A 24,185-nucleotide genomic window follows, 5' to 3' on the forward strand; every position below is an offset into this window, starting at 1 on the left:
GTGAAGAGGTAAGCGTGACTCCCCAAAAGAAGGGCTTGAGCCTGCAAACCCGTATCGCCGTGACGATGGCGTTTCTGGCGTTATTGATGCTGATCATCGGCGCGATCGGGTTGTTGTCGACGACGCGCGCCATCAAATCGAATCGCGACACGTATGAAAACAAGCTGACCGCGGCGACCAATCTCGGAAATGCCGAGATCTATCTGGCCCGCACCCGGCTCGTACTGGATCGCGTTGCGCTGCACCCGGAAGATCCGTCGACGCCCCAACAGTTGACCCGGGCGAGCGGATTTTTTAAAGATTCCGACAACTGGTGGCAGAAATTCGTCGATCAAACCCATGAAGCCAGCGAATCCGCCTTGATCGAGACGGCGAGCCAGAAACGTCAGGCGATGTTTGCCGGGGTGTCGGCGTTTATCAATGCGATCCAGGCAGGCGATCGGGCCACCGCCGACAAGATCACGATGACGCAGCTCAGCGCTTTATATAATGCGATGAGCGATAGCAATCAGGCCATCAAGACGGCCTTGTTCGCCAATGCGAAGCGTAATTTCGAGACGACGGAATCGCAATTCCAGCAGATGACGGTGCTGTCGATCGTGATGATCGTGCTGGGCATCGCCGCGGCGGCTTTCAGTTGGTTTTCGCTGCGCCACGCGATCATGACGCCGTTGTATCAGGCCTTGGGGCATTTCGATGCCATCTCCCGCGGCAATCTCAGCGAAGCGATTCACGCGCGAAGCGCTGATGAGATGGGTACCTTGATCCAGGGGGTGGCGTCGATGCAAACCAGCCTGGCCGGCACGGTGCGAACGGTACGCAGCAGCAGCGAGTCGATCGCGACGGCAACGCGGGAGATCGCCGCCGGTACCGTCGATCTGGCCGCGCGTACGGAAGAGCAAGCCGCCTCGCTGGAGGAAACCGCCGCGAGCATGAGCCAACTAACGGCCACGGTGAAGCAGAACGCCGAGAGCGCACGGCAGGGCACGGTCGTTGCCGAGAAAGCGTCTCAGGTCGCTTCCCAGGGCAATACGGTGGTGGAGCGGGTGGTGGGAACAATGGGCGGAATCGACGAGAGTTCGCGCAAGATCGCCGACATCACCGGCATCATCGAAGGAATCGCTTTCCAGACAAATATTCTGGCGCTGAACGCCGCGGTGGAAGCCGCGCGTGCCGGAGAACAAGGCCGCGGATTTGCCGTGGTCGCAACGGAAGTACGCAATCTGGCGCAGCGGTCCTCGGTTGCGGCAAAGGAGATCAAGGAATTGATTTCGGTGTCGGTCGAAAAGGTCGCTGTCGGTTCGTCCCTGGTGGCGGAAGCCGGCGAGACCATGCACGAGGTTCTCTCATCGGTGAAGCAGGTTCAGGACATCATGAACGAGCTTTCCGCCGCCGCGGAGGAGCAACGCGCCGGTATCGAGCAGGTGGACAGCGCCGTCAGCCAGATGGATTCCATCACCCAGCAGAACGCCGCGCTGGTGGAGCAGGCGACGGCCGCGGCCCAAGCACTCGACGAACAGTCGCAGCGGTTGAATGCGGCCGTGGCCGTGTTTCAGTTGCGATAAACGCGCCAGAATGTCCGGACGGTGGGGCGCGTCGGCGCCCCCGTCCTGTCGGGCATAGCGGCGCCGCAGGGGTGGCGCCGCGCGCGGGCACGGCGCTTTTGCATTGATTTCACGCCGTTTCCGCTTTCAACGCCGGAATGTTATCCGGTTTCACAATAGTTTTCTGCGGCGCGGGTAGGCAATCTTTCTCGATAACGGTGCGACAATCGGGGAATTTTCCTGTGCCGATAAACCCGCGAAGACTGCCGTCGACCGCCATCCGGTCGCTGACGATCAGCCCGATGTGGCGCTACGTCTTAAAGACCGTCCTTGCCGCTTTCATCGCGATTGCCGTGGCGATGGTGCTGGATCTGCCTCAGCCGAAGACGGCGATGACGACCGTGTTCATCGTCATGCAGCCGCAAAGCGGCATGGTCCTGGCAAAAAGCTTTTACCGGATCGTCGGGACCCTGGTCGGGCTTGTCGTCATGCTCGTCTTGATCAGCCTGTTCTCGCAATATCCGGAACTGTTCGTCCTCGGTATCGTCAGTTGGATGGGCGTCTGCACGGCCGGCGCGCTGCGGTATCGCCATTTGCGTTCCTACGGGTTTTTGCTCGCTGGCTATACGCCAGCCCTCATCGGATTCGCTGCGGCACAGGATCCCAATACCGCATTCATCGCGTCCACGACGCGTGTCTTGGAAATCCTCCTCGGCGTGGTCGTCTCGGCCATCGTCAGTGCGACGGTCTTCCCCGAGCACAGCGAGCTGGCCGCGCGGAAAGTGCTGGACAACCGTTTCCGGGCGCTCGTCTCCTGGGTCGCCGACCTGGGTCAAGGACGCGTCGATCCTAGCCGTCTCGAAGCCCTTAGCGTGCAATGGGCCGCCGATGTGGTTCGCTTCGAAGGCGCCCGTAACGCGGCCTGGTTCGAGGGGGCGTCCGCGCGTATGCGAGGGACGCGGCTCGCGCATATCAATGCCGAGTTCATGGAGGTAACCACCCGTCTTCATGCCCTGAGTCAGCTTTTGATACGACTCGATGCCGCATCACGCGCGCGCGTCGCCGATCCTTTGCACGCGCTGATGCAAGCCTTGAGCGTCGTCTTATCGCCTGACGGTGCCGCTGTCGGCAACGCGTATCAGGCGAACGCACTCGCGGCGCGCCTGGGGCAGTTCGGCGTCGACTTGCCGAGCCAACTTGATGCGGCAAGGCGGATGATCGAACCGGCGCCGGCGGACGTACTGTTGGAATTCGATACCGGAGGCGAATTGCTGTCCAGTCTGGTTGTCGATTTGCGCGCTTATGCCGACACCTATGCCTCGCTGCACGACGACAAAGCGCAGGGTTCCGGTCGCCACACGCTGGTGTTCCGGCCGCATACCAATGCGTTCGCTGCTGGCGTGGCCGGTGGACGGGCCATGCTGGTTGTCCTGTTGCTTGCCGCGGTCTGGATCGCGACGGCATGGCCGGACGGGATGATGGCGGTGCTGACGGCTGGCCCGGTCTGCGCATTGGCCTCGACGACGCCGAACGCGTTGATGACCGCACGCCAGATGACGCTTGGCGCGCTCTTCGCCTGCCTGGTCGCGATCTTTCTCTCGTTCGTCGTGTATCCCGCAATCAGCAGCCTTGCCTTGCTCTACCTGGCGTTGGCGCCTTTTCTGATCGCGGGCGTCTATCTCACGACGCAGATAAAGACGCTCGGAATCGGCCTCGGATTTTGCATCTTCGTCTCGTTTCTGGCCGGGCCCGACAACTATGCGAGAGCGGCGGCGATGCCGCTGGTCAACGATTGCGTATCGCTGATGATCGCCTTTATCGTGGTGACGCTGGCCTATACCTTCGTCTGGCCCACCTCGGGAAACTGGCTTAGATCGAGGCTGCTGCGTCAGTTGCGCCGCCGCGTCCTGATCGTCTGCACGCAGAGACGATACCGCGACAGCAGAATCTTGCGCGCGCATTTCGAAAGCGGTACGCGGGATTTGATGTCGCAGTTGATGGTATTGCCGGAGCAGTCTCCGGCACAGCGCAAGGCGGCATTGGCTTGGGCGTTTGTCGTGCTCGAGGTGGGCCATGCCTTGCTGGATCTGCGCGTGGAGCGGATGCCGCCACCTGATCCAGCGACGATGCCACGCCCCGAATCTCTTTCACTGGATGCGATGGTTTCGGAGATTGCCCGTTTCTTCGAGCGATCCGACCGGGCGCACTATGACAAAGCGCTCGCCTCGGTGGCGGCGTCGATCGAACGGCATGGGATGGCGCTAAGTCAGGCAACGAATGCGGACAGCGACGGCACGTCGGTACGTTCTCTACGACGCACGCTGTCGCGCTTGCATTTCATCCGAACCGCGCTGATCGATGCGGCCGGACCGCGCGGGATCTGGCACCCAGCGTTCTTTGAACAATCGGAATAGCGTTCTACTTCGCTCAAGGTGCCGTTTCGGTCTGTGATCGTTGCAGCAGCGGAAGATGGGGGAGGGTGAGGTTCAGGCTTTGTTTGGAAATCTGCGTATGCTCTTTCATCAGCGCCTCGACACGCGATCCTTCGCCATTTTTCAACGCATCGACAATCGCGTGATGCTGTCGGTGGGCATACGACAGCATGGCAAATTGCCGTTCCCGCGCCGCGGCATCGAATGCGACGGTTCCGGGTGAGACGAAGGGGATCTTGTTGTTCAGGCTCAGCGCCGCGTTGACGGCCAGATTTCCCGCCGCGTGGGTGATCAGCGCGTGAAAACGGCCGTTGAGCGCCGCGTATCGGAGATCGTCGCCGCGTTGCATCTGCTTGGCGTGGAATAGCGCGTCGCCTTCTGCCAGGCAATCCTCCAATTGCGCAAGCAAGGTGCCGGACAAGCCGCGTTCAGCGAGGGTTCGTGCGGCAAGCCCTTCTAGCGTCCCGCGTACATCGATCCCATCGAGGACGTCCCGGACGCTGAATTGGCGCACGCCGAAGCCCCGCGCGCCGGTCTTTTCGAGCAGCCCCTCCGACGCCAGCACACTCAAGGCATAGCGCAGCGGCGTGCGCGATACCCCTAAGGCTTCCGACAGCTGCGCCTCTACCAGACGCTGGCCGGGCGTTAAAGCGCCGGAAAGAATTTGTTCCCGAAGGGACTGTACAAGCGCTTGCTGGGTGGTTTCGTTCATCGTCGCAGGACCGGTCGGTGCCGTCAGTATAGCGAATCCTGTCAGCCGGCGACGAAGTGTCCGGGGCGCAGGCCGCCAGTCGAGTATTGCTAAAACCACACCTCTGCTATCGCTTTTGTTTATCGATTCCGTCTATTCGCGGCGGCAATCGAAAGCGTCGTTTCACCTATTTGGGATACCAAAAACCCAATATGCGCAACGCGCCGCATGCGTTGCGGACTGGAAGAAAACCGTTTGGAACGGGCATTCATCGCATTATTCATAGTCTTTCATGGCAAGCCTATGGTTTACCCATGCTTGCCGAGACGTCCGACTCACGCCATCTTTGTATCCCATACAGTGCCGTAAGCCGAAAGGCCACGGAAGGGAAAAACCACTCGGTGTAGCAACGAAGCTGAAGTGGACGCGGACGCCGCTTCATCATGCGCCGGCGAGAAAGGAAGGGAAAGGAATGGCAAAGATCATCGGTGGCATCGGTACCTCGCACGTACCGACAATTGGGCTGGCCTACGACAAGGGCAAGCAAAACGATCCGGCATGGGCGCCGATGTTTGCCGGCTATGCGCCGGTTGCGCAATGGCTCGCGGAACAGAAACCCGACGTGATGCTGATGTTTTACAACGATCACGCGAACAGTTTCTTCTTCGACTGCTATCCGACGTTCGCCTTGGGGGTGTCCGAAAGCCACACCTTTGCCGACGAAGGTGCTGGAAAGCGGCCGCTTCCCGATATCCGGGGGCATGCCGACTTCGCCGCGCACATTGCCGAACAATTGCTGAACGATGAGTTCGACCTGACGATTTTTCAGGACAAGGCGCTCGACCATGGCTGCAATTCGCCGCTATCGCTGATGCTGCCGCATGCCGAAGCCTGGCCCGTCGCGCTGGTTCCCTTCGAGGTCAACGTGTTGCAGTACCCGCTCCCCGCTGCCCGGCGTTGTTACCGGCTCGGGCAGGCGTTGCGGCGGGCGATTGCGTCGTACCCGGAGGACTTGAAAGTGGTCGTCGTCGGCACCGGCGGTCTCTCCCATCAGGTGCATGGCGAGCGCAGCGGCTTCAATAACGAGACATGGGATGCGACCTTTCTCGATTTGATCGTCGACGATCCCGAAAAACTCGCCGAGATGAAGCATGTGGACTACGTGCGACTGGGCGGCGCGGAAAGTGTCGAAACCATTATGTGGCTGGCGATGCGCGGTGCGCTCGGCAGCACGGTGCGGGAGCTGCATCGCAGCTACTACCTGGCGACCAGCACCGCAATGGCGGTCACGCTGTACGAAGGAGAGGGCGCATGAATCCGCAACTGGAGGGCGTAGAGGCACTGACCGGCACCTATCCGTTCGATATCCGGCAAAGCATCAAGGCGATGCGCTTGAACCGTTTCTTCTGGCGGATGCGCGAGCCCGATGCCCGTGCCCTGTGGGTCTCGGACCGCACGGCCGCCTACGATGCCGCCGGTTTGACGGCTGTCGAGCGTGATTTGGTGGACACGGTCGATTGGATCGGGCTCATTCAGTACGGTGTCTGTTTTTTCGTCCTGGAAAAATTCGCCCGCGTCGTGCGCGTAACCAATCTCGAAATGTACGCCAGCATGCGCGGCGAAACCTTCGAGGATTTCCTGAAGACACGCAAGGTGCCGGGCGCCGTGTAGCGTTCGTGCGATGGACGGCAGGCCGCATGGCATGCCGTCTATCGTTCCCTATTAGTGTGTATGCCTAAGCAATAAACTGGGCGTCGCCCTCAAAACAGATTCCCGGCTGTGATGCCGCCCTGGCGGGCCAGTGTCGTTGCACGAGAACCAATCCCTTCAAGGAGACAGGTATGAAACCGGCAGAAGCGGTAGACATCAAAGCATTTATCGATGAGCGCAAGGTATCGGCCTATCAGTGGCTGGTGCTGGTGTTGTGTTTCATTATCGTCACGTTGGATGGCATCGACACGGCGATCATGGGCTTTGTCGCGCCGGCAATCATGCAGCAGTGGCATGTCGCGCGTGCCGATTTCGGACCGGTCATGAGCGCGGCGATGGTGGGACTGGCGATCGGCGCGCTCGTGGCAGGTCCGGTGGCGGACAAGATCGGCCGAAAGAAGGTGCTGCTGGGTTCGGTGGCCTGTTTCGGCGTGTTCAGTGTGCTGTGCGTTGTGGCGCATACGCCGCTGGAGCTGGTTGCGCTGCGCTTTCTGACCGGGCTGGGGCTGGGCGCGGCGATGCCGAATGCAACGACCTTGCTGTCGGAGTATGTGCCATCGCGCAGCCGCTCGCTGTTGGTCACGATCATGTTCACCGGGTTCAACTTCGGGTCGGGTGCCGGCGGCTTTCTCGCGGCCTGGTTGATCCCGCATTTCGGTTGGCGTTCGGTGTTTCTCGTCGGCGGTTTATTGCCGCTGGTCAGCTTGCCTTTCCTGGTCTGGCTGCTTCCCGAGTCTGCACGCATGATGTTGATCATGCGGGTCTCCACGCAGCGGATTGCGCGTACGCTCGGTCGCGTCTGCGGAACGCGTTTTGCCGATGATGTCCGTTTCGTCTCTCCGGAGCCGGTCATGGTGTCGAAGGCACCGGTGCGTATGTTGTTTGCCGATGGCTATGCGGCGAATACGGTCAGCTTGTGGGTGACTTACTTCATGGGGCTGCTGATCATCTATCTGCTGACCGGATGGCTGCCCACCTTGATCCGCGATGCCGGCATGCCGATCGAACGGGCCGCGGCGATCACCGGGATGTTCCAGTTGGGCGGCACCGTCGGCGCGGTCGTGGTCGGATTCGCCATGGACCGGATGGATCGCAATATCGTCATCGGAACGGCCTACATGCTGGGCGGGGTCTTTATCCTTGCGCTCGGTACCGGAACGATGCAATCGGCGCTGCTGCCGACCTTGGTGACGCTGGCGGGTTTCTGCATGAGTGGGGCGCAAACGGGGCTGAATGCCTTGGCGCCAAGCTGCTATCCGACCCGCGTGCGGGCCACCGGGGTCAGTTGGATGCTGGGCATGGGGCGGCTCGGCGGTATTTTGGGATCGGCGATCGGTGGCGTGCTGCTGTCGTCCGGATTCGGATTATCGACGGTCTTTTCCTTGTTGGCCGCCCCGGCGGTACTCGCCGCGCTGGCGATCGTTGCAAACCGTGCGTCGCGTCGCTTGATCACGACGACGCTGGTCGAACGCTGAACGATGGGGCAAGGAGGACGTCGCACCAAAAACAGACACGCTGCACAGACAGATAAAACGCAAAAAAACAGCATCATCGGAGACCGTATCATGAGAAAGCAACGCTTATCCCTTACCCCGCGACTGGGACCCGTCCAACGTTCGATGTTCGTCATCGGGCCGCGTGCCGCGCTGCGACGCACTGCGATGCGTCAAGCGGTCGTATTCGCCAGTGCCGTCATGTCGACGGCGGCCTGGGCCCAAACCAGCGTGACGTTGTACGGCATCGTCGATAACGGTATCGGATATCAAAATAACGCGGCGACCGTGGGCGCCACGTCAGGCGGCGCCGCCCTGACCAAGATGAACCAGGGCGTATGGGCCGGTAGTCGTTTCGGCTTGAAAGGCAGTGAAGACCTTGGTGGTGGGATGAAGGCAGTCTTCACCTTGGAGTCGGGGTTCAATTCCGCTACCGGCGCCACGCAATATACCAATGCGATGTTCGGCCGCCAGGCTTGGGTCGGCGTAACGCACAATACGTACGGAACCTTGACGGCGGGGCGTCAGTACGCCTCCTACTACCAAACGATGTCGGCATTCAGTCCGACCACCTGGGTGACCGGCTACTACGGTGCGCATCCCGGCGACGTCGACGGCTTGGATACGATTTATCGCGCCAATAACACGCTGGAGTACACATCGGCGCGCTGGTACGGGCTGCAAGCCAGTGGATCCTATTCCTTCGGAGGCGTGGCCGGCAGTACCAACGCCGGCTCGACCTGGGCGACAGGCCTGCAATATGTGAACGGCCCCATTGGCGCCGGCGTGGCGTTCGAACGTATCCAGAATGCAAACACGGCAGGCGGGGCGTGGGGGGCAAACTCGACGACATCGAACGGCGGCGCCGAAATTGGCGTGTCGGCGCTGACGAACGGTTACCAGACCGCGCGTGCGCAGCAACGGCTTGCCGTCGGCATGAGCTATAAATTCACGCCGGACTGGGATGTGTCGGCGACGTACACCAATACGCAATATATCCCCGGAACGGCATCGAGCTTCCGCGACACGGCGATTTTCAATACGGCTGGCGCGGTCCTGCATTGGCATGCATCGGTGGCCTTGGACTTTGGCGCGGGCTATGCGTATACGCAGGCGAGCAAAGCGAACGGTATCGGCGACAGCGCGCGCTATCATCAGTTCAATTTGTCTCAATATTACGCTTTGTCGAAACGCACCGGAGTGTATCTGCTCGAGGCGTATCAACACGCCAAGGGCCAGACCTTGGGATCGAGCGGCGCAGGCAATATCATCGCGGCAACGGCATCGTTGGGCGACGGGATGAATACGACGCCCTCATCCAACGGCAATCAACTGGCTGTCGGCGCGGGCATCATTCACCGCTTCTGACGGCCACGCACGTACTCGAGCCTCCGAGTACGTCGATCCCGCCGCCGCCATGCGCATCGTCGATTTTTGGCGTGTCTACAATAGCCCTGTACGATCGTCGGTTTGCACGGTTGGACGCTACAGGGAGAGGTTGCGGTGAGGATCGATGCAGTCGATGTGAGGTTGTTGGAATCGCCGATCAAGATGAAACGCTCGCAGGGCGTTGGTAGCGTTCAGGCGAGCATCAAGCGGGTGCTGCTGACGGTCAAGACAGCGGACGGCCTCGAAGGCGTTGGCGAAGGCCAGGCCTGGGAGGTTTTCTCAGGGACCAATGAAAACCTCTATCACGCGATAGCCTCCTACCTTCGCCCGGTGCTATTGGGCCGCGATGCGCGCCATATTCCGCAAATCATGGCCGACTGCGATCGCGCCCTCGTGGCGAATCCAGAAGCCAAAGCCTGCGTCGAAATGGCGCTATTCGATCTGTGCGGCAAGGCGGCGGGCTTACCCCTGGTGCAATTGCTGGGGGGCAGTTTTCGCGACAAGATTCCCTTCTCGTTTTCGATCGCGAATCCCGATATCCAGGCCGACCTGGATCTGGCGAAAGCGATGATCGCCGACGGTCATCGTATTTTCAAGGTCAAGACCGGCTTTTCCTCGCACGCCGCGGATATGCGTCGCATGACCTTGCTGCGTGAGCATCTGGGCGACGCCGAGGCGGTCGATCTCCGCGTCGACTACAACCAGGGACTTTCGCCGTATAACGCATTGGCACAGTGCCGCGCGATGGAAGTCTTCCAACCCACCTTCATCGAACAGCCGGTACCGCGTGATGCCTTGGATGCGATGGCGCACCTGACCGCTGCACTCGATACGCCGATCATGGCGGACGAAAGCGTGTTCTCGCCCGCCGAGGCGTTGACGATCGTCCAGCGCAAAGCCGCCGATATCATCAGTATCAAATTAATGAAAGCAGGCGGCTTGCGACGCGCGGCGGAAGTCAATGCCATCGCGCAGGCCGCCTTTTTGCCGTGCTATGCGGGCACGTTATGGGAAGGTGGCGTCGCGCTCGCCGCCGCGACGCATTTTGTTGCGGCGACGGCCAATGTCAGCTTGGGCTGCGAGTTCTATATGCCCCGCTTCGTGTTCGAGAACGATATTCTGGTGACCCCTGTCGTCGCCGAAAAGGGTTTCGTGCAGGTGCCGACCGCGCCGGGCATCGGCGTCGAAATCGATTGGGACGTCGTCAACAAACAATGCGTAGCCGCCTGTTGAGTAGATGCCGCGGCGCGCCTCGTGCCTGACTGATTGCTTACCTCTGGATGTGAAATGGGTCAAAAAATGAATCGACGTCACTTCATCGCGATGGCAGGTGCATCGGCATTCGCCGCCACTTCCCCATGGGCCTATGCACAATCGGATGCATCCACGTGGGCGAGAGTGCAACGTACCAAGACGGTTCGAATCGGGGTCGTCCGGAGCGGCATCCCTTATTATGCGAAAGACATCGCCTCGGGAAACTGGTCGGGCTGTATGTACTCGTTCTATGAGGGTGTCGCGAAAAGTGTCGGCGCGAAACTGGACATCACGGAGACGACGTGGGGCAATTCCGTGCTCGACCTCCAATCTAATAAAATCGATCTGTTTTTTGGGCTGAATCCAACGCCGCAACGTGCCGCCGTGATCGATTTCACGAACCCGGTGCTGAATATCGCCTTCACCGTGTTGACGAAGACGCCGGAGAAGTTCGCCACGTGGGCGAGTCTGGATTCGCCGGAATTCACCGTGGCCGTGGACAATGGTTCGTCGCACGATGCGCTCGCGACGCGCTTGTTGAAGAAAGCTAATATCGTGCGTCTCGAAAGTGCATCGGAGGCGACGCTGGCCGTTCAAACCGGGCGGGCCAATGCACAGGTGATCGTGTTGCCGCTGGCGTTGAGCGTGGTGGCAAAGAACCCGGCGGCGGGCAAGATGGTCATTCCGACGCCGCAAGAAAACGCCACGTCCAATGGCGGCGTGCGCAAGGAAGCCGATGCGCAGTGGCTGCAACACGTCAATGCATGGATCGCGCAAGCGCATGCGAGCGGGCAGATCAAGCAGGCGTTCTTCTCGAGTCTGCAGAATCTCGCAGGCGTTCCGGCAGACGCGATTCCGAAGGACCTATCCGTTTAACGAAAGCGTCGTGCTCCCGCGCGACCTTAATAACCGGGCGGCGCGATAAAGCCGCCGAACGCCGCTTCGTAAAGGCGTGCGAACGCGAGCGGCGTGCGGTCCTCGAGATACGCCCCCACCGCTTGCGCACCGATCGGTAAGCCCGAGGCGTCGCGCCCGACCGGAAAGCTCGTTGCGGGCAAGCCCGGCAATACAGGCAAGCCGGCCCAATGGAATAGCTCGCGGAAATACAGGTGTTTTTCCCCGTCCGGGTAGGCCACGGGAAACTGCCGTGCATCTTTGTTCAGCGTGTTGTTGTGAGCGAATGCCGGCAACGGCGCAACCGGCGTGACGATGACGTCGATATGCGCGAACAGCGCCTCCCATTGGGCGCGCAGTGCCAAACGTGCTTCATGCTGTGCCAGCCAGGCGCGATGCGTGATCGAGAACGAGCGCAACCAGGCCGCATCGGCGGAGGTGTCGTCGTCGCGCAATGCGGCTAGCCGGGCTGCGGCGCTGTCGTCGAGCGGCGGCGGGTTCACCAGCGAAGCCCCCAGCAATGAGCGATAGAGTGCATGCGCGGCGATCAAATCGGGTAAGACGGCGTCGGCGGTGCCTGCCGTCAAGCTGTCCGGCGTCAGCACGGTCACGTTGCTCGCCTGCAGATTCCGGGCGACGCGCGCCACGACGTCGCGCTCGGTGATACTGGCCTCGGTGCCCGGCCAGTGGTCCAACAGCAAGACGCGAAAATCGGATAGCCGCGTGTGGCGCGCCGCAGGCAAGGACACGCGCCACGCCTTGCGCTCGACCGGATCCTGGTTCACCAACAAATCCAGTGCCAATTCGAGATCGGCCGCGGTACGCGCCATGGGACCTGCCACGGTCAGGTCGCGCGTCGCATGCCGTCCTTGTGGGACGCCGGTGCCGCGTAGCGAAATCAGGCCTTGACTCGGCTTATGCCCGAAAACCCCGGTGAAGTGCGCCGGTATACGAATCGATCCCCCGATGTCGGAGCCCAATTCAAGTGCCGAGAAACCGGCCGCCAGTGCGGCGGCAGAGCCACCGGATGAACCGCCGGGCGTACGTGCTGGGTCCCACGGATTGCGCGTGATGCCATGGATGTCGTTGGCACTTTGCAAGTCAGCCAGCCCGAGCGGTACATTGGTTTTCCCGACCAGAATCGCGCCGGCGGCGCGAAGGGCCGCGATCGCTGGCGCGTCCTGCTGCGCGACATTATCACGATAGAGCGGATTACCGACCGTCGTCGGCCAGCCTGCGACGTCGAAGGACTCCTTGACCGTAACCGGCACGCCGAGCAATGGCAATCGAACGCCTTGTGCCAGTGCGATATCGGCAGCCTGTGCGGCGGCGCGTGCCGCGTCGGCGTCAAGAAAAATCACCGCGTTGAGCACGGGATCGAAGCGAGCGATACGTGCCAGCACCTGTTCCAGCAGGGCGGCCGCACTGATCTCACCAAGCGCCAGCGCCCGTGCTTGCTCGGCTGCACCCGCATACACCAGGCGCGGATCGCGGACGTGCCGCCCGTCTGCCTGCTTTGTTGTCGACGCCACTTCGGAAGCACCGGTCGAGGGCGCAATATCAAGACGATCGTTCACGGCAGAAACTCCTTTGAGTCAGGGCTGGGCCTGCTAATAGCGCTATTGCTTCGGCGCGATCCATGCGTCCGATGCATCGCCGGATAGCACATCGACGCTATTGACCCAGTCATGGACACGTACCGTACGCACGGTGAGGGTGGGCACGGTCGCCAGCGGCAATACCGGCAGATCGCGTCCGACGATCTGTTGAATCTGTCGGAAGGCCGCTGCGCGTGTGTTGTCGTCCACCGCCACGGCGGCATCGCGGAAGAGTTGGTCGACCTCGGCATTTTGATAATGCGATGCGTTGACCCAGATCAAAGGATGGCGCACGCCATCAGACCAATAGATGCGTTGCACGCCGACGCTGGGATCGTATAGGCGTCCCAGACCATTGATATTCAGGTCGAAATCGCGCGTCGAATAGACGTGCTTCAAATAGGTTGGCAAATCGCCATCGACGATCGACACGGTGATGCCGATACGCTTCAACGACGATCGCAGAAAATCGGCGGTATGTGCAAAGTTGATGCCGGGAATATACGTAAGGCGCACGGCAAAGCGCTCGCCGTTGGCCTTGCGGGGATAACCGGCCCGATCAAGCAACGTATTGGCGGCGGCGAGATCCAGGGGATAGTGGAACGTGCTGTCGTCGTAATACGATTGCAATACCTTGGGCACCGGCGAGTCGACCCGCTGCGCATGACCGAATAGCACGATCTTCGCCAGCAGATCCCGGTCGACAGCTTGCGCGATCGCGTGCCGTACCTCTGCTTTGGCCAGGATCGGATTATCGAGATTGAATTCGAGAAACGATGCGTTATTGAGATATGCATCGCTCGTATCGTCGACGCGAAAGGCCGGATTCTTTGCCAGGCGATCCAGATCGGGGAGGGCGACGTTTTCGACGATATCGGCGCCCCCCGATTCGAGCGTGGTCGCGATCGCGCTCGAATCGGGGATGATCTTGATGATGATCCGATCAAGATAGGGATGGCCGCTGCGCCAGTAGCGCGGGTTCCGGCGCAGTTCGACGTGATCGCCGCGCGCCCAGGTGACGAGGACATACGGTCCGGTCCCGATCGGCGCATTCGTGTTCGGGCTCGATAGCGGATCGTCCGGGTTCGGATATCGATAATGCGGCACGATCGGCGTCTCGGCCGACGACAAGGCCTTGAGCAGATAGGGCGCCGGTTTAGACAGCACCAAGACGGCGGTCAAGGGATCCGGCGTCTCGACCGTTTTCAAATTGGCAAACGTGATACGACCGCGCGGGCCGCGTTGCTGCTGTTCGAGAATGGAAAACTTGACGTCGGCGGAGGTGAACGGATGGCCGTCACTGAACGTGACGTCGGGGCGCAGATGGAAGGTATAGCGCAGGCCATCGGCACTGATCTGCCAGGAGGTAGCGAGCAGTGGCTGAGGGACGAAATGCGGATCGTAGCGGAGTAACCCTTCGGTAATCTTGCTGCTGATATCCCGGTTGTCGGTTTTGGTATCGAGGAAGGAGACGAGCGCCGTGGGGTCGGTCGCCGTCGCAAACGTCAGTGTCCCGCCTCGGATCGGAGTGTCAGGCGCGGTGCTGCCCGGGGCAGCCGTGGTTTCAGCAGCGTCTGCAGCGCGAAGCGGTGCCGCAGCAAGCAGGCTGACCGACAGCAGAAGAAGGGCGGTACGACGAATCATGAGGCGGTTTCCACGGGTGGCTGGGCGAACAAGGTAAGTGCGCCAGCGTAGCAGTGGAAAACCGTTCGGCTAAATACCGTTTATCGATAAGTACAGCACCGTATCGATAGTCGCGCATGATCGTCGGATAAGCGTCGAATGCGCGTCGGGTGTGCGATCGTGACTATTTTGAGATGGTCCGAGCACGCCGCGACATCACGTGCTTGCCGACGAGACGTCCGATTGCACGATGTTGACCGTCTTGCTGGCATCGCCGGCAAGGCCCATGGCCGCCGCATCGTCCGTCGGATTTTGGTATGCGCGGATCGCATCGCCGTCGCCGGCGGTACGTCCGTCGGACAAGGTGATCGTCATATTCGTTGCGATGCCGTTGTCGTCCTTGTCGCCATCGACCTTGCTGACGTCGGGGTTGCCCGCGCCGGCGGCCTGACCGTTCGCGGCACCGCCATCTTCGTACAGCACTTCGTTGGTATTCGAATTGCCTTGTGCGTCCGACGGCGAGATACGCACGCCTTCATCCTCTGAACCGGCGATAAACGTGCCCGTTTCTCCGGGCTGTAGCGTCATCGTGCCCTTTTTCGCGCCGTCAACGGAGTAGGTGATCGACTCTGCCCGAGCCGTATCATCGGTGTAATTGAAAGTCTTGTCGTCGCCGGTGCCGGTGTCCATGACTTCCGACGATGCCGGGCTCACGCCACTGATCGCCTGGGCCTGCGGCACGCCGTCGGCATTCGTGGTCAGCGTGGCGTTCTGCGTCGCATCGCTGGTTTGCGGTGTCGTCGTCGTATCCGCGGTGTTCGTAGCATCAGGCGGTTGCTGCACCGCGGACGTAGCTGGCGCGGCGGCAGCTGCACTGGACGTGGCAGCCGGGGTAGCGTCCGCAGCGCGTGCGTGATATTGCTGATAGGCCTGAAATGCGTCGGGACCGACGTTCATCCGCGTTCCACCAACCCCCGAGGGGCCGTTCGCCTGATCGTCGTTGGCTGAATTGGCACCACCGCCGTTCAATTGGGAACCGATATCCGCCATCAACTGGCGGAGTAATTCCTTGACGCCTTCGGGCAGCTCGTCGAGGCCCGAGTCGGAAGAAAGAGAGTTGTTGCCGCCTAGATCGTGAACATAGGACGAAGACCTGATTTCGACGCTCATTGCGCGCTCCGTGGTGATCGGGTTTTGCGTGCTGACAGGATGGAACGGTTTCCGATGTTCTGACCGTTCCATCGTTCGGTGCGCCGAGAAAGCGAATCGATTGCGCCGCAAGCGAAATGTGGTCGATGCCCGGCTTATAATTCGCGAGCGCTGTTATGCCCTTATTTTCAAACAGGAAGGACCATGGTCGTTCGATACAAGCATTACAAGGGTGGAATCTACGAACTCGTGTGTGAGGCCACGATGGAGGCGGACCATACGCCGCTGATCGTTTATCGTGCGGCGAATGGCACCGTGTGGTGCCGCCCGAAAGCGGTTTTTTTCGAGACGATCGAAGTCGACGGCGTGCGCATGCCGCGTTTCGCTGAAATAGGCTAAGGCGCCGGGCGCGCTTTCACGCCGCAAATCGCGGGATGCGAGGCATTATCGATGCGCCCGCGTTCGCAGGCTGGCTCCCATTTATTTAGGCGCGCTATAGGGTGTGAAGAAATCGGCACCGAGCCAGTCGGGCGTTTTGCCTTCGTACAGCGGAGCATGTTCGACATAATCGGACGCGCTGTCCACGCTGCCGGCGTCGCCGAACACGGCGACGGCAGGGTAGGGATAGACAAGACGCGTGCGCTTTGGACTATTGGCCTGCGGCATCGGCAGCGCTGCGTCCATGCTCGAAAAGTCGCCGTCGCCGCGGCTCTCTCCCGCGCCGCTCCCCATCCCACCGCGACGGCCCATACCGCCGCCCATCCCACCAGCGCGCCCCATCTTATCCGGGCGCCCGCCACCTGACCCGATGTCACCGCCCGCGTTCGACATGAGGTCGCCGCGCAAGGGGCCGTGAATACGGGGTGCCAGCGCTGTCCCCGGATCGGCGTCGCTCACGACGACCGCATCGGGGGAGGCGGCTTTTTCTGTCCAATTCAGCATCTGCGTCAGAAAGTCCGCATCGCTAGGGCCTTCGCCGCCGCCACAGTGCGATACGCCGGGGAGCAGATAGAGCCGCTCGAACCGATCGACGGCGGCCTTCCCCATGAAGCCCTCCATCGCTTCCTGATAGGCGATCGTGTTCAGCGGCGAGATGTGCGGATCGGCCCAGCCGTGCCACAGGATCAACTTCCCGCCACGCGCGGCGAAGGCACGCAGATCCGGATTTGTCGCATCGTACAAGGGATGCATCGCGCGGAGTCGCGCCAAGGTGGCTGCGTCGAACGATATCGACGAGAGCGCGACCGACGATGCCGCAGGCTTGGGCAAGGCCAGATATTGCCAGGTCCCTTCGGCGATCATTCGGCTCATGACCGGCTGCGATGCATCTCCAGGGACGAACACGCCTTCCCAATTCAGCTCCGAGCCGGGTTGCGGCCCTGCGATAGTCAGCCTTGCACCCGTTTTCGGATCGCGTGGTCCGTCATACAGTTTGCGGACAGTCTCGACTTGGCGTGGCGTCAGGCAGTTGGCATCGCCGGACTGGCCCTCGCGACACTGCAGCACAGCAGGATCGAAATGGCACAAGCGCGGATCCGTCAGAATACCGTCCTTCTGACCATCCAATGCATCGCATTGCGCCAGCACGGCACGATGCAGGAGCGGCAGCGCTGCGGCCGTGATGATCGCTTTGCCCTCGCTGTCGGTGTTCGCCGCCACTTGCCAGGCATGATATAGCGCGTTCTGCACCTGAAACATCATCGCGGGCGCGCCGGCAATGATCCCGTCGAAGTCCTCCGGATAGCGCTGGGCTTCGATCAAGGCCTCGCGTCCGCCATCGGAGCAACCGTCGAAATAGGCATAGCGCTGCGCTTGGCCGTAGTAGGCCAGAATCAGCATTTTCGATACGAGCGCCGTAAGATGCTGGCCCCGATAAGCGAAGTCCTTGCGCTTTTCGGGATCGACGCCGAACCCGGTATCCATTCCTTTATGTCCCATATCGGTCGCGGCGACGGCGAAGCCATTGTCGCGAACGGGGACGCAACCGCGGGCCGCGCCGATTCGGGTGCTGATCTGGCCACAGGTGCCTTCGCATCCAACTTGCAGGAAGCGCTGCGTCCAGGTGGACACGGGCAGCTCCAAGCGGAAACCGATAGCCGGTGCCAGCGTGCCCTCGACCACGCAGCTGGCGGTATCGTGAAGCATCATCTCGCGGGCCGACGTAATCGCGCTGCCTGGACCGCCGATCTTGACGATATCGATATTGCGCAGATCGGCGCATTGCAGCGTCGATGGCACGATCTGGGTGCTACCCCCCGGGGCGACCGGCGTCGATGCTATCGCCACGGTGTCAGGCGTTGCTGCATGCGCGGCCTTGGCCGCCAGCGCTTGCGCTTGTAAGGCGAAGGCAATGCCGAACGCGGCAATCACGCCCAGCGCTATTCGATACCTCTGTCCGATTGCGATTCGCACCGTCGATTTCCCCATAAGTAAGCGCGCAATTCTGACATGTGGCGCTGCGCGTTCCGACACCGGATCGTTTCGCATCCTTTCAGATTCCTACTACGGCTGGCGGGGATTTGTGACCCAGCGCATCGCTGCGCGACGACCGTGCTCGCGCAACGGCTCACGCTGCCCCCCGCGTCACGCCGCAGACCGCGCGTCACAAATCGAAGTTTGACGGCATCAACACCACATCGCGAATGGTGGTTCCGCGTTTGCGGCTCAGCATGAACAGAATCACCTCGGCCACTTCGTCCGTGTCCAGGATGCTGCCCGTCGCCTTGGCCTCTCTGAGTTTCTCCTCCGGCCAATCGGCAAGGAGGGCGCTTGCGACGGGGCCCGGGGATACGGAACCCACGCGGATACCGTGTTTGAAGACCTGCCGGCGCACGGTTTGAACGAAACAGTGGATCGCCCACTTCGACGCGGCATAAACCGGCTCCCACGGCGTGGGAAAGTGGGCCGCGAGGGAGCTCGTCACGATGATGTCGCCGGACTTGCGTTCGATCATATGCGGCAAGACGTCGTGTACGTTTTTCATCACGACGTTGACATTCAGGTTCAGCATGCGGTCGATGGCGGCGCTGTCGGTCTCGATCAAATCCCCGCCCAGATAGCTTCCTGCATTCACATGGAGAATATCGATTTGCTCGACCAGCGCGAGTGCGTCCCGCACGAGTGACGCGCACGCCTCGGCATCGAGCAAATCGACCACGAGGGGGATGGCGGCATCGCCTAATGTCGCGCATACCGAGCGCAATGCTTGTTCATCACGATCGGCCAGCACGACTTTGGCGCCGGCCGCAATCATCGCTTCGGCGCTCGCCAACCCAATGCCCGACGCGGCGCCGGTGATGACGGCGCACTTATCCTCCAGCAATCTAACCATGTGTGTCTCCCGATTGACGAGTGGCGGCGCCGAGGGGACCACCGTCAACCAGTCTACCGCGCGTCCTGGGAGTCAGTCGTTAAACGTGGCATCGTCCCCGACGGTGCCCGTCGCGCCCTGTCGCCGTGTCATTCGACCGCTGTCAGCGCCGCACCGTGTGGCGCGGGCGAGTCGCTTGCCATCGACGTGTCCGCCAGCGAGGCGAGATAACGCTTTGCCGCTTCCCGCGCGAGCGAAGCGATGCCCATGGCGACCGGCTTGCATTGCCTGCGATGTACTGCCACCAAGGACCGCGACGGCAGACCGACGGCCATGTGCGGCGTCGAGTGCCGGGGAAACGTAACGATGCGAAACGCCGCCAATTGTTGCAGCATGAGCGATAGACCGCCCAAGCCAAGGCGCGGGCTCGCAACCCAGCACAAGGGAAACTCGCACAGCGGCAGATTCACGAAATCGTTGCCGGGTAGCTCGCCGGTCTGCAGTATCAACTCCGTCGATTCGTGACGTAGCATCTCGCTCAGATTCACCGTGGTGTCGCTGGCCACTTCGATCTCGACACTGGGGTACTTCTCCTGAATGGCGGCGACGAGCAGCGGGAACCAGCTGTGCACGATCGTCTCGATCACGCCGATTCGCACGACGCCGCACGCGCCGGCCCCGGCCCCGTCATCGGCATCCTGGCGCATTGCTTCGTCCAGCCGCACGATTCGCTCCGCGTAAGCCAACAAACGCCGTCCCTCAGCGGTAATGCTCGCCGATCGCGTGGTCCGTTCGAACAACCTGACGTCGAAGTGCTTTTCGAGCGCGGCGATACGGCTCGACACGGACGCTTGCGTCGTGTGCAGCTTTTCCGCCGTCAGGCGGAAGCTCTGCAAACGCGCAAGCCATACGAAGGTTTCGAGGAAACGGATATTCACGGAGTGGTCTGTGTATTCAGTGAATTCACTGTATACAATACAAATTTCCGCGGCAAGTCTAGCGGTATAATGCGCCTTCCATCACCGATCGAGCTGACCGCTTCGCTTTATGCAGACTGAAGATTTGACGGAGTTGTTGCGGGAGGACATCCGTTCCGGCATTTTGGTGCCTGGGCAATCGCTTGTTCAGGAAGAGCTGGCAAAACGATTCAGCGTGAGTCGTATTCCGATTCGAGAAGCGCTGATGACGTTGGCGGCCGACGGTATCGTGATTGCGCGCCAAGGCGGGGGACATGCGGTCCGGAAGCTCCGAGCCGAAGAGGTGGAGGAGCTGTATGACCTGCGAATGTCGATCGAACCGGGTTTGAGCCCGTATATCGTCGCGAATGCCAGCCGGAAGTCGATCGAGAAGTGGCGTCAGATGGCGCAGACGTTACGGGGCATGGACACGAATAGCCGCGGCTGGGTCACCGAAAATTATCGATTCCATCTGTCGATCTATGCGTGCGCGGAACGGGAGCATTCGCTGCGCCTCATCCGCGCCCTGCTGGATTTGACCATGCCCTATTCGCGCATGTTCATGGCCGAGCTGGGAAGCGAACAGACGCCGCCCGACGAGGTGCATGTTCACGACGAACACGACGAGATGGTTACGCTCATCGAAGCGGGCAACGCCGAGGCGCTGCGGCAAATCATCACGCAGCATTTGAGCACGACACGCCGGCACGTCTCGAACTACCTGTCTGAGCGTCGTGAACACTAAGCCGGATCGATTCACAAGAAACGCTTAAGGGATTCTATTTTCTTTCTTGTTGGACGCGCTATTTCTGGGTTCGCACACTGCGTCGATGCGCTGCAGGTAGGCGATGACTCTCGATGAGGACCTGGTATATGAGCGAGCTAGCGACCACTTTATCGCCGGATATCCGGGCAAGCGCGGCAAAACCGACCAACCGTCGCCTGGCGCTTGCCAGCATGGTCGGCACGTCGCTTGAATGGTATGACTTCACCGTCTACAACACACTGGCTGCGCTGGTTTTCGGCAAACTTTTTTTCCCATCGATCGATCCGCTTGCCGGTCTGATTCTGGCGTTTTCCACCTACGCGGTCGGTTACGTCTCGCGACCGTTTGGTGGATTTGTTCTCGGTCATCTCGGCGACCGGCTCGGACGCCGTGCGGTGCTGGTAATCACGCTGGTGCTGATGGGGCTCACCACCGGTGCGATGGGATTCTTGCCTACCTATGCGGCCGGCGCGATCGCCGCAATGTCGCTGTACGTCTGCGTTGGCATGACGCTGACGCTCATTGCCTTGTATTTGGCCAGGGAAACCGCGCGTTTGCCGTTGGAAAAGTAGTTTCTCCGCAATACTGGACAGACAAGGACGCACTGTATACACTGGATACATTGCGTTTTTACTGGTTTCTTTTTTGTTAGGAATCTCTTTGCCGCCATGGCTGACCATCCGTTTGGAATGACTGTCGACTCGATCGAAGAACTGCGCGCCATCCTGCCGCCCGCGTCCGGGATCAGCGTCGATAAAGTGCTGGATTACGTCGATGCGCACGTTCAAACCTTCATCCGATGCTCGCCGTATGTGCTAGTGGCGACGGCGGGTAAGAACGGCACCTGCGACGTCTCGCCTCGAGGCGGTGAGCCAGGGTTCGTGAAGATCATCGATCGGAAGCATTTGTTGCTGCCGGAAGCAACCGGAAATCGTCGCGCCGACACGATCGAAAACCTGCTGGAAAATCCCCAGATCGGCATGCTCTTTCTGGTGCCGGGCTATGAGGAAGTGCTAAGGCTAAACGGGCGTGTCGTCGTGACGAAAGATCCGGCGTTGCTGGCGATGGCCGACCCGGTCAGTCCGAATCGGCCCTTGCTGGGGCTCGGCATCATCGTCGAAGAATGTTTTCTGCATTGTGCGAAGGCGGCGATGCGGTCCAGCATTTGGAATCCGATGGGCTGGCCTGATTTGATGGCATTTCCCACGGCGGCGGAGATTTTCCAGGCGCACACCGGTGCGCGACTAGGCAATGTGCGCGACATCCAGGCATTGCTGGACGAGAGTTATACGAACCGCCTTTGATCGTTTCCCCATGTCTACTTTGTTAGAAAAACTGCCGCCGCTCTATGTTCGGGTCACGGCGGTCAGTCGGGAAACCGATTTGATTAACGCCTATTGTCTGGAGGCGCTCGACGGCGCGGATCTGCCGGCGTTCACCGCCGGCGCGCATATCGGCATCGTCATGCCGGGAAAAATCACGCGCTATTACTCCTTGTGTGGATCTGCGCATCAACGCAAACACTATTTGATTGCGGTGCAGCGCGAAGCGTCGGGCAGGGGCGGTTCCTTGCAAGTGCATCGCCGGGTGAACGTGGGGACAGTGCTGCAAATCGTACGACCGCGGAATTTTTTCGCCTTGCCCGACGCAGGGCGCGTGCTATTGCTTGCTGGCGGTATCGGGATCACGCCGATGATGTCGATGGCTGCAACCTTGGAGCAAGCGGGGCGGCCATATCATCTCGTCTACACGACGCGCGGCGCGGCCGCGATGCCATTTCGCACGCATCTCGAAGGATTGGCCGCGCGCGGTCGCGCGACGCTGATCGACACCACGCTGGGTCGCGCGGACCTTCGGCACATTGTCGAACGCGAACCCGAGGGGACGCATGTCTATTTTTGTGGCTCCGAGCGATTTATGGCCGGGGTACAAGAAGCCTGCCGCGACCGTTCGCCGGAGTATGTGCACTGGGAGTCGTTCTCGCCGGCGTCGCCAGCAGGCGGCAATGTGTTTACCGTCGAGGCGCGGCGCAGCAATAAGTCCTTTACCGTGTCGGGCGACCAGTCATTGCTCATGGCGCTTCGAGAGAATCGCGTGCCGATCGAATCGGTCTGCGAAAACGGCACCTGCGGGACGTGCAAAGTGCCCTATCTGGAAGGCGATGTCGAACATCACGATGGCATCCTTTCCGTGGCGGAGCGCCAGTCTTGCATGATGGCATGCGTGTCCCGTGCGAAGACGCGGCTCGTGTTGGATGTGTGAAGACGTGCCGCGGACGCTAGCTTGGCGGCGGCGCACCCTCAGACCCTTCGCGCAACCGACGCGCTGAATCGCGGCGAGCGGCGCGGTAACTTCTTGGCGCGTATCCCAAAATCCGTTTGAACGCATGACTGAACGCGCTCTCCGACGTGTATCCGAGCGAGCGGCCTACCGAGGCGATCGACAGCCCGCTCTCTCGTAGTGATCGTTCCGCCAAGCGCATCCGCCATTCAATCAGATAGGCAATCGGCGTGACGCCGACCGATGTTTTGAAATGCAGCGAAAACGTCGTCCGGGACATCGCACATGCGCTGGCAAGTTCTTCGATTGTCCAATCTCGGCCAGGCTCCCCATGCATCATTCGTAGCGACGGCGCCAGACGTGCGTTGCCGAGGGCCCGCAGCCAGCCTGGCGGAAACACACCCGACGCCGCGAGATGGGCGCGCAATAATTCCACTAACATCAGCTGGGCGATGTGCGTCGACGCGGTACGCGCGCCGAGCTTGTCCTGCGTTTGTTCGCGGACCAGTTTCTCGATCAACCACTTCAGATCCGACGCGTGCGGGGACGACGCGCGGACATGGATCACTGGCGGTAGCGCCGAGGCGAGAAAGTCGCCGTTGCCGGCATTCAGTGCGATGTGCCCACCCAGTGGACGCACTCCTGGCCATTGCCGATCACAGGAAACTGCGCCCCTTCCTCGGAAAACACGTGTTTCGCATCCTGCGGCGACAGTGCCAGGTCACTTGCAAGTACGAACGCGCGCTTTGTGCTAACAAGGGCGACATCCCCGGTCTCCGCGCGGATAGCGTGATCATCCCCGTCGATGCGGAGCCAGCAAGCGCCGCGAACGACGACCGCGAACTTGATCTTGTCCGGGGCGGGGAAACGCAACGCCCAGGGGCCTCCCGCCGAGAATCCTCCAGCGAGTACCGTCTGAGCGCCTACCAATTGCAGGACATCGGAGAAGAGGTCGTTTGTCATATCCGTACTTTCGCGCAAGTAAAGCGGTGTTTTGCGCATTGATTATACGGGTCGGCCAGCCTACAGTCCTACTCTCGGATTTCATCATTTGGCTGCCGCGATACGGCGCCAGCAGCCGACACGCACAGAGAAC

General features: G+C 60.9%; 21 protein-coding genes and 1 pseudogene. 13 read left to right on the forward strand and 9 right to left on the reverse strand.

Annotated elements, in window-relative coordinates:
* Nucleotides 1-14 precede the first annotated feature (14 nt).
* Nucleotides 15-1,565: a methyl-accepting chemotaxis protein gene (locus ABEG21_RS20760; RefSeq protein WP_347557314.1), complete on the forward strand. Its 1,551-nt coding sequence runs from the start codon at nucleotides 15-17 to the stop codon at nucleotides 1,563-1,565.
* Between the two features lie 281 nt (nucleotides 1,566-1,846).
* The gene (locus tag ABEG21_RS20765; RefSeq protein WP_347557315.1) at nucleotides 1,847-3,958 is read left to right on the forward strand and encodes an FUSC family protein; all 2,112 of its coding nucleotides are present in this window, start codon (nucleotides 1,847-1,849) and stop codon (nucleotides 3,956-3,958) included.
* 13 nt (nucleotides 3,959-3,971) lie between these two features.
* Here the strand turns inward: ABEG21_RS20765 and ABEG21_RS20770 are convergent, their stop codons facing one another.
* Nucleotides 3,972-4,688 carry a GntR family transcriptional regulator gene (locus ABEG21_RS20770; protein WP_347557316.1) on the reverse strand — a complete coding sequence of 239 codons (717 nt, stop codon included), beginning with the start codon at nucleotides 4,686-4,688 and terminating at the stop codon, nucleotides 3,972-3,974.
* Between the two features lie 451 nt (nucleotides 4,689-5,139).
* Here ABEG21_RS20770 and ABEG21_RS20775 point away from each other — a divergent pair, with 451 nt between their 5' ends.
* From ABEG21_RS20775 to ABEG21_RS20800, 6 genes are all read left to right on the forward strand, one after another.
* Nucleotides 5,140-5,982, forward strand: a complete 843-nt coding sequence (locus ABEG21_RS20775) for a gallate dioxygenase (protein ID WP_347557317.1) — start codon at nucleotides 5,140-5,142, stop codon at nucleotides 5,980-5,982.
* The gene (locus tag ABEG21_RS20780; protein WP_347557318.1) at nucleotides 5,979-6,338 is read left to right on the forward strand and encodes a protocatechuate 3,4-dioxygenase; all 360 of its coding nucleotides are present in this window, start codon (nucleotides 5,979-5,981) and stop codon (nucleotides 6,336-6,338) included. Before ABEG21_RS20775 ends, ABEG21_RS20780 begins: the two co-directional genes overlap by 4 nt.
* 170 nt (nucleotides 6,339-6,508) lie before the next feature.
* Nucleotides 6,509-7,852 carry an MFS transporter gene (locus ABEG21_RS20785; protein ID WP_347557319.1) on the forward strand — a complete coding sequence of 448 codons (1,344 nt, stop codon included), beginning with the start codon at nucleotides 6,509-6,511 and terminating at the stop codon, nucleotides 7,850-7,852.
* 186 nt (nucleotides 7,853-8,038) lie between these two features.
* Nucleotides 8,039-9,238 carry a porin gene (locus tag ABEG21_RS20790; protein ID WP_347558103.1) on the forward strand — a complete coding sequence of 400 codons (1,200 nt, stop codon included), beginning with the start codon at nucleotides 8,039-8,041 and terminating at the stop codon, nucleotides 9,236-9,238.
* Nucleotides 9,239-9,373: 135 nt separating this feature from the next.
* Entirely contained in the window at nucleotides 9,374-10,492 is a 1,119-nt protein-coding gene (locus tag ABEG21_RS20795) for an enolase C-terminal domain-like protein (protein ID WP_347557320.1), read from the forward strand.
* A gap of 66 nt (nucleotides 10,493-10,558) precedes the next feature.
* Nucleotides 10,559-11,389 carry a transporter substrate-binding domain-containing protein gene (locus tag ABEG21_RS20800; RefSeq protein ID WP_347557321.1) on the forward strand — a complete coding sequence of 277 codons (831 nt, stop codon included), beginning with the start codon at nucleotides 10,559-10,561 and terminating at the stop codon, nucleotides 11,387-11,389.
* A 26-nt stretch (nucleotides 11,390-11,415) separates the two neighbouring features.
* Here the strand turns inward: ABEG21_RS20800 and ABEG21_RS20805 are convergent, their stop codons facing one another.
* The 3 genes from ABEG21_RS20805 to ABEG21_RS20815 form a co-directional block, all read right to left on the reverse strand.
* Entirely contained in the window at nucleotides 11,416-12,984 is a 1,569-nt protein-coding gene (locus ABEG21_RS20805) for an amidase (protein WP_347557322.1), read from the reverse strand.
* A gap of 42 nt (nucleotides 12,985-13,026) precedes the next feature.
* Nucleotides 13,027-14,649, reverse strand: coding sequence for an ABC transporter substrate-binding protein (locus tag ABEG21_RS20810; RefSeq protein WP_347557323.1), 1,623 nt, complete (start codon nucleotides 14,647-14,649; stop codon nucleotides 13,027-13,029).
* 195 nt (nucleotides 14,650-14,844) lie between these two features.
* Complete coding sequence (locus ABEG21_RS20815; protein WP_347557324.1) at nucleotides 14,845-15,798, reverse strand: hypothetical protein; 954 nt, start codon at nucleotides 15,796-15,798, stop codon at nucleotides 14,845-14,847.
* A 183-nt stretch (nucleotides 15,799-15,981) separates the two neighbouring features.
* Here ABEG21_RS20815 and ABEG21_RS20820 point away from each other — a divergent pair, with 183 nt between their 5' ends.
* Entirely contained in the window at nucleotides 15,982-16,176 is a 195-nt protein-coding gene (locus ABEG21_RS20820; protein ID WP_347557325.1) for a DUF1653 domain-containing protein, read from the forward strand.
* Between the two features lie 81 nt (nucleotides 16,177-16,257).
* Here the strand turns inward: ABEG21_RS20820 and ABEG21_RS20825 are convergent, their stop codons facing one another.
* The 3 genes and pseudogenes from ABEG21_RS20825 to ABEG21_RS20835 all read right to left on the reverse strand — a co-directional run.
* Nucleotides 16,258-18,189 (reverse strand): tannase/feruloyl esterase family alpha/beta hydrolase, encoded by a 1,932-nt coding sequence (locus tag ABEG21_RS20825; protein WP_347557326.1) that lies wholly within the window; start codon nucleotides 18,187-18,189, stop codon nucleotides 16,258-16,260.
* A 190-nt stretch (nucleotides 18,190-18,379) separates the two neighbouring features.
* On the reverse strand, nucleotides 18,380-19,108 hold the full coding sequence (locus tag ABEG21_RS20830) for an SDR family oxidoreductase (protein ID WP_347557327.1): 729 nt from the start codon (nucleotides 19,106-19,108) through the stop codon (nucleotides 18,380-18,382).
* Between the two features lie 314 nt (nucleotides 19,109-19,422).
* Nucleotides 19,423-20,025, reverse strand: a pseudogene (locus ABEG21_RS20835) (LysR family transcriptional regulator); the annotation flags it as partial.
* A 109-nt stretch (nucleotides 20,026-20,134) separates the two neighbouring features.
* On the opposite strand from ABEG21_RS20835, the gene ABEG21_RS20840 reads away from it, so the two are divergent.
* The 4 genes from ABEG21_RS20840 (at nucleotide 20,135) to ABEG21_RS20855 (ending at nucleotide 23,071) form a co-directional block, all read left to right on the forward strand.
* Nucleotides 20,135-20,788, forward strand: a complete 654-nt coding sequence (locus ABEG21_RS20840; protein ID WP_347557328.1) for a GntR family transcriptional regulator — start codon at nucleotides 20,135-20,137, stop codon at nucleotides 20,786-20,788.
* A gap of 128 nt (nucleotides 20,789-20,916) precedes the next feature.
* Nucleotides 20,917-21,381 (forward strand): MFS transporter, encoded by a 465-nt coding sequence (locus ABEG21_RS20845; protein WP_347557329.1) that lies wholly within the window; start codon nucleotides 20,917-20,919, stop codon nucleotides 21,379-21,381.
* 117 nt (nucleotides 21,382-21,498) lie between these two features.
* Entirely contained in the window at nucleotides 21,499-22,113 is a 615-nt protein-coding gene (locus tag ABEG21_RS20850; RefSeq protein WP_347557330.1) for an MSMEG_1061 family FMN-dependent PPOX-type flavoprotein, read from the forward strand.
* 10 nt (nucleotides 22,114-22,123) lie between these two features.
* Nucleotides 22,124-23,071, forward strand: a complete 948-nt coding sequence (locus tag ABEG21_RS20855) for a PDR/VanB family oxidoreductase (protein WP_347557331.1) — start codon at nucleotides 22,124-22,126, stop codon at nucleotides 23,069-23,071.
* A 16-nt stretch (nucleotides 23,072-23,087) separates the two neighbouring features.
* Here ABEG21_RS20855 and ABEG21_RS20860 read toward each other — a convergent pair whose 3' ends face one another.
* Nucleotides 23,088-23,729: an AraC family transcriptional regulator gene (locus tag ABEG21_RS20860; protein ID WP_347557332.1), complete on the reverse strand. Its 642-nt coding sequence runs from the start codon at nucleotides 23,727-23,729 to the stop codon at nucleotides 23,088-23,090.
* On the reverse strand, nucleotides 23,699-24,052 hold the full coding sequence (locus ABEG21_RS20865; RefSeq protein ID WP_347557333.1) for a cupin domain-containing protein: 354 nt from the start codon (nucleotides 24,050-24,052) through the stop codon (nucleotides 23,699-23,701). The genes ABEG21_RS20860 and ABEG21_RS20865 overlap by 31 nt, the downstream gene beginning before the upstream one ends.
* Nucleotides 24,053-24,185 lie beyond the last annotated feature (133 nt).

The sequence above is a fragment of the Robbsia sp. KACC 23696 genome (genome assembly GCF_039852015.1).
GTDB lineage: Bacteria > Pseudomonadota > Gammaproteobacteria > Burkholderiales > Burkholderiaceae > Robbsia.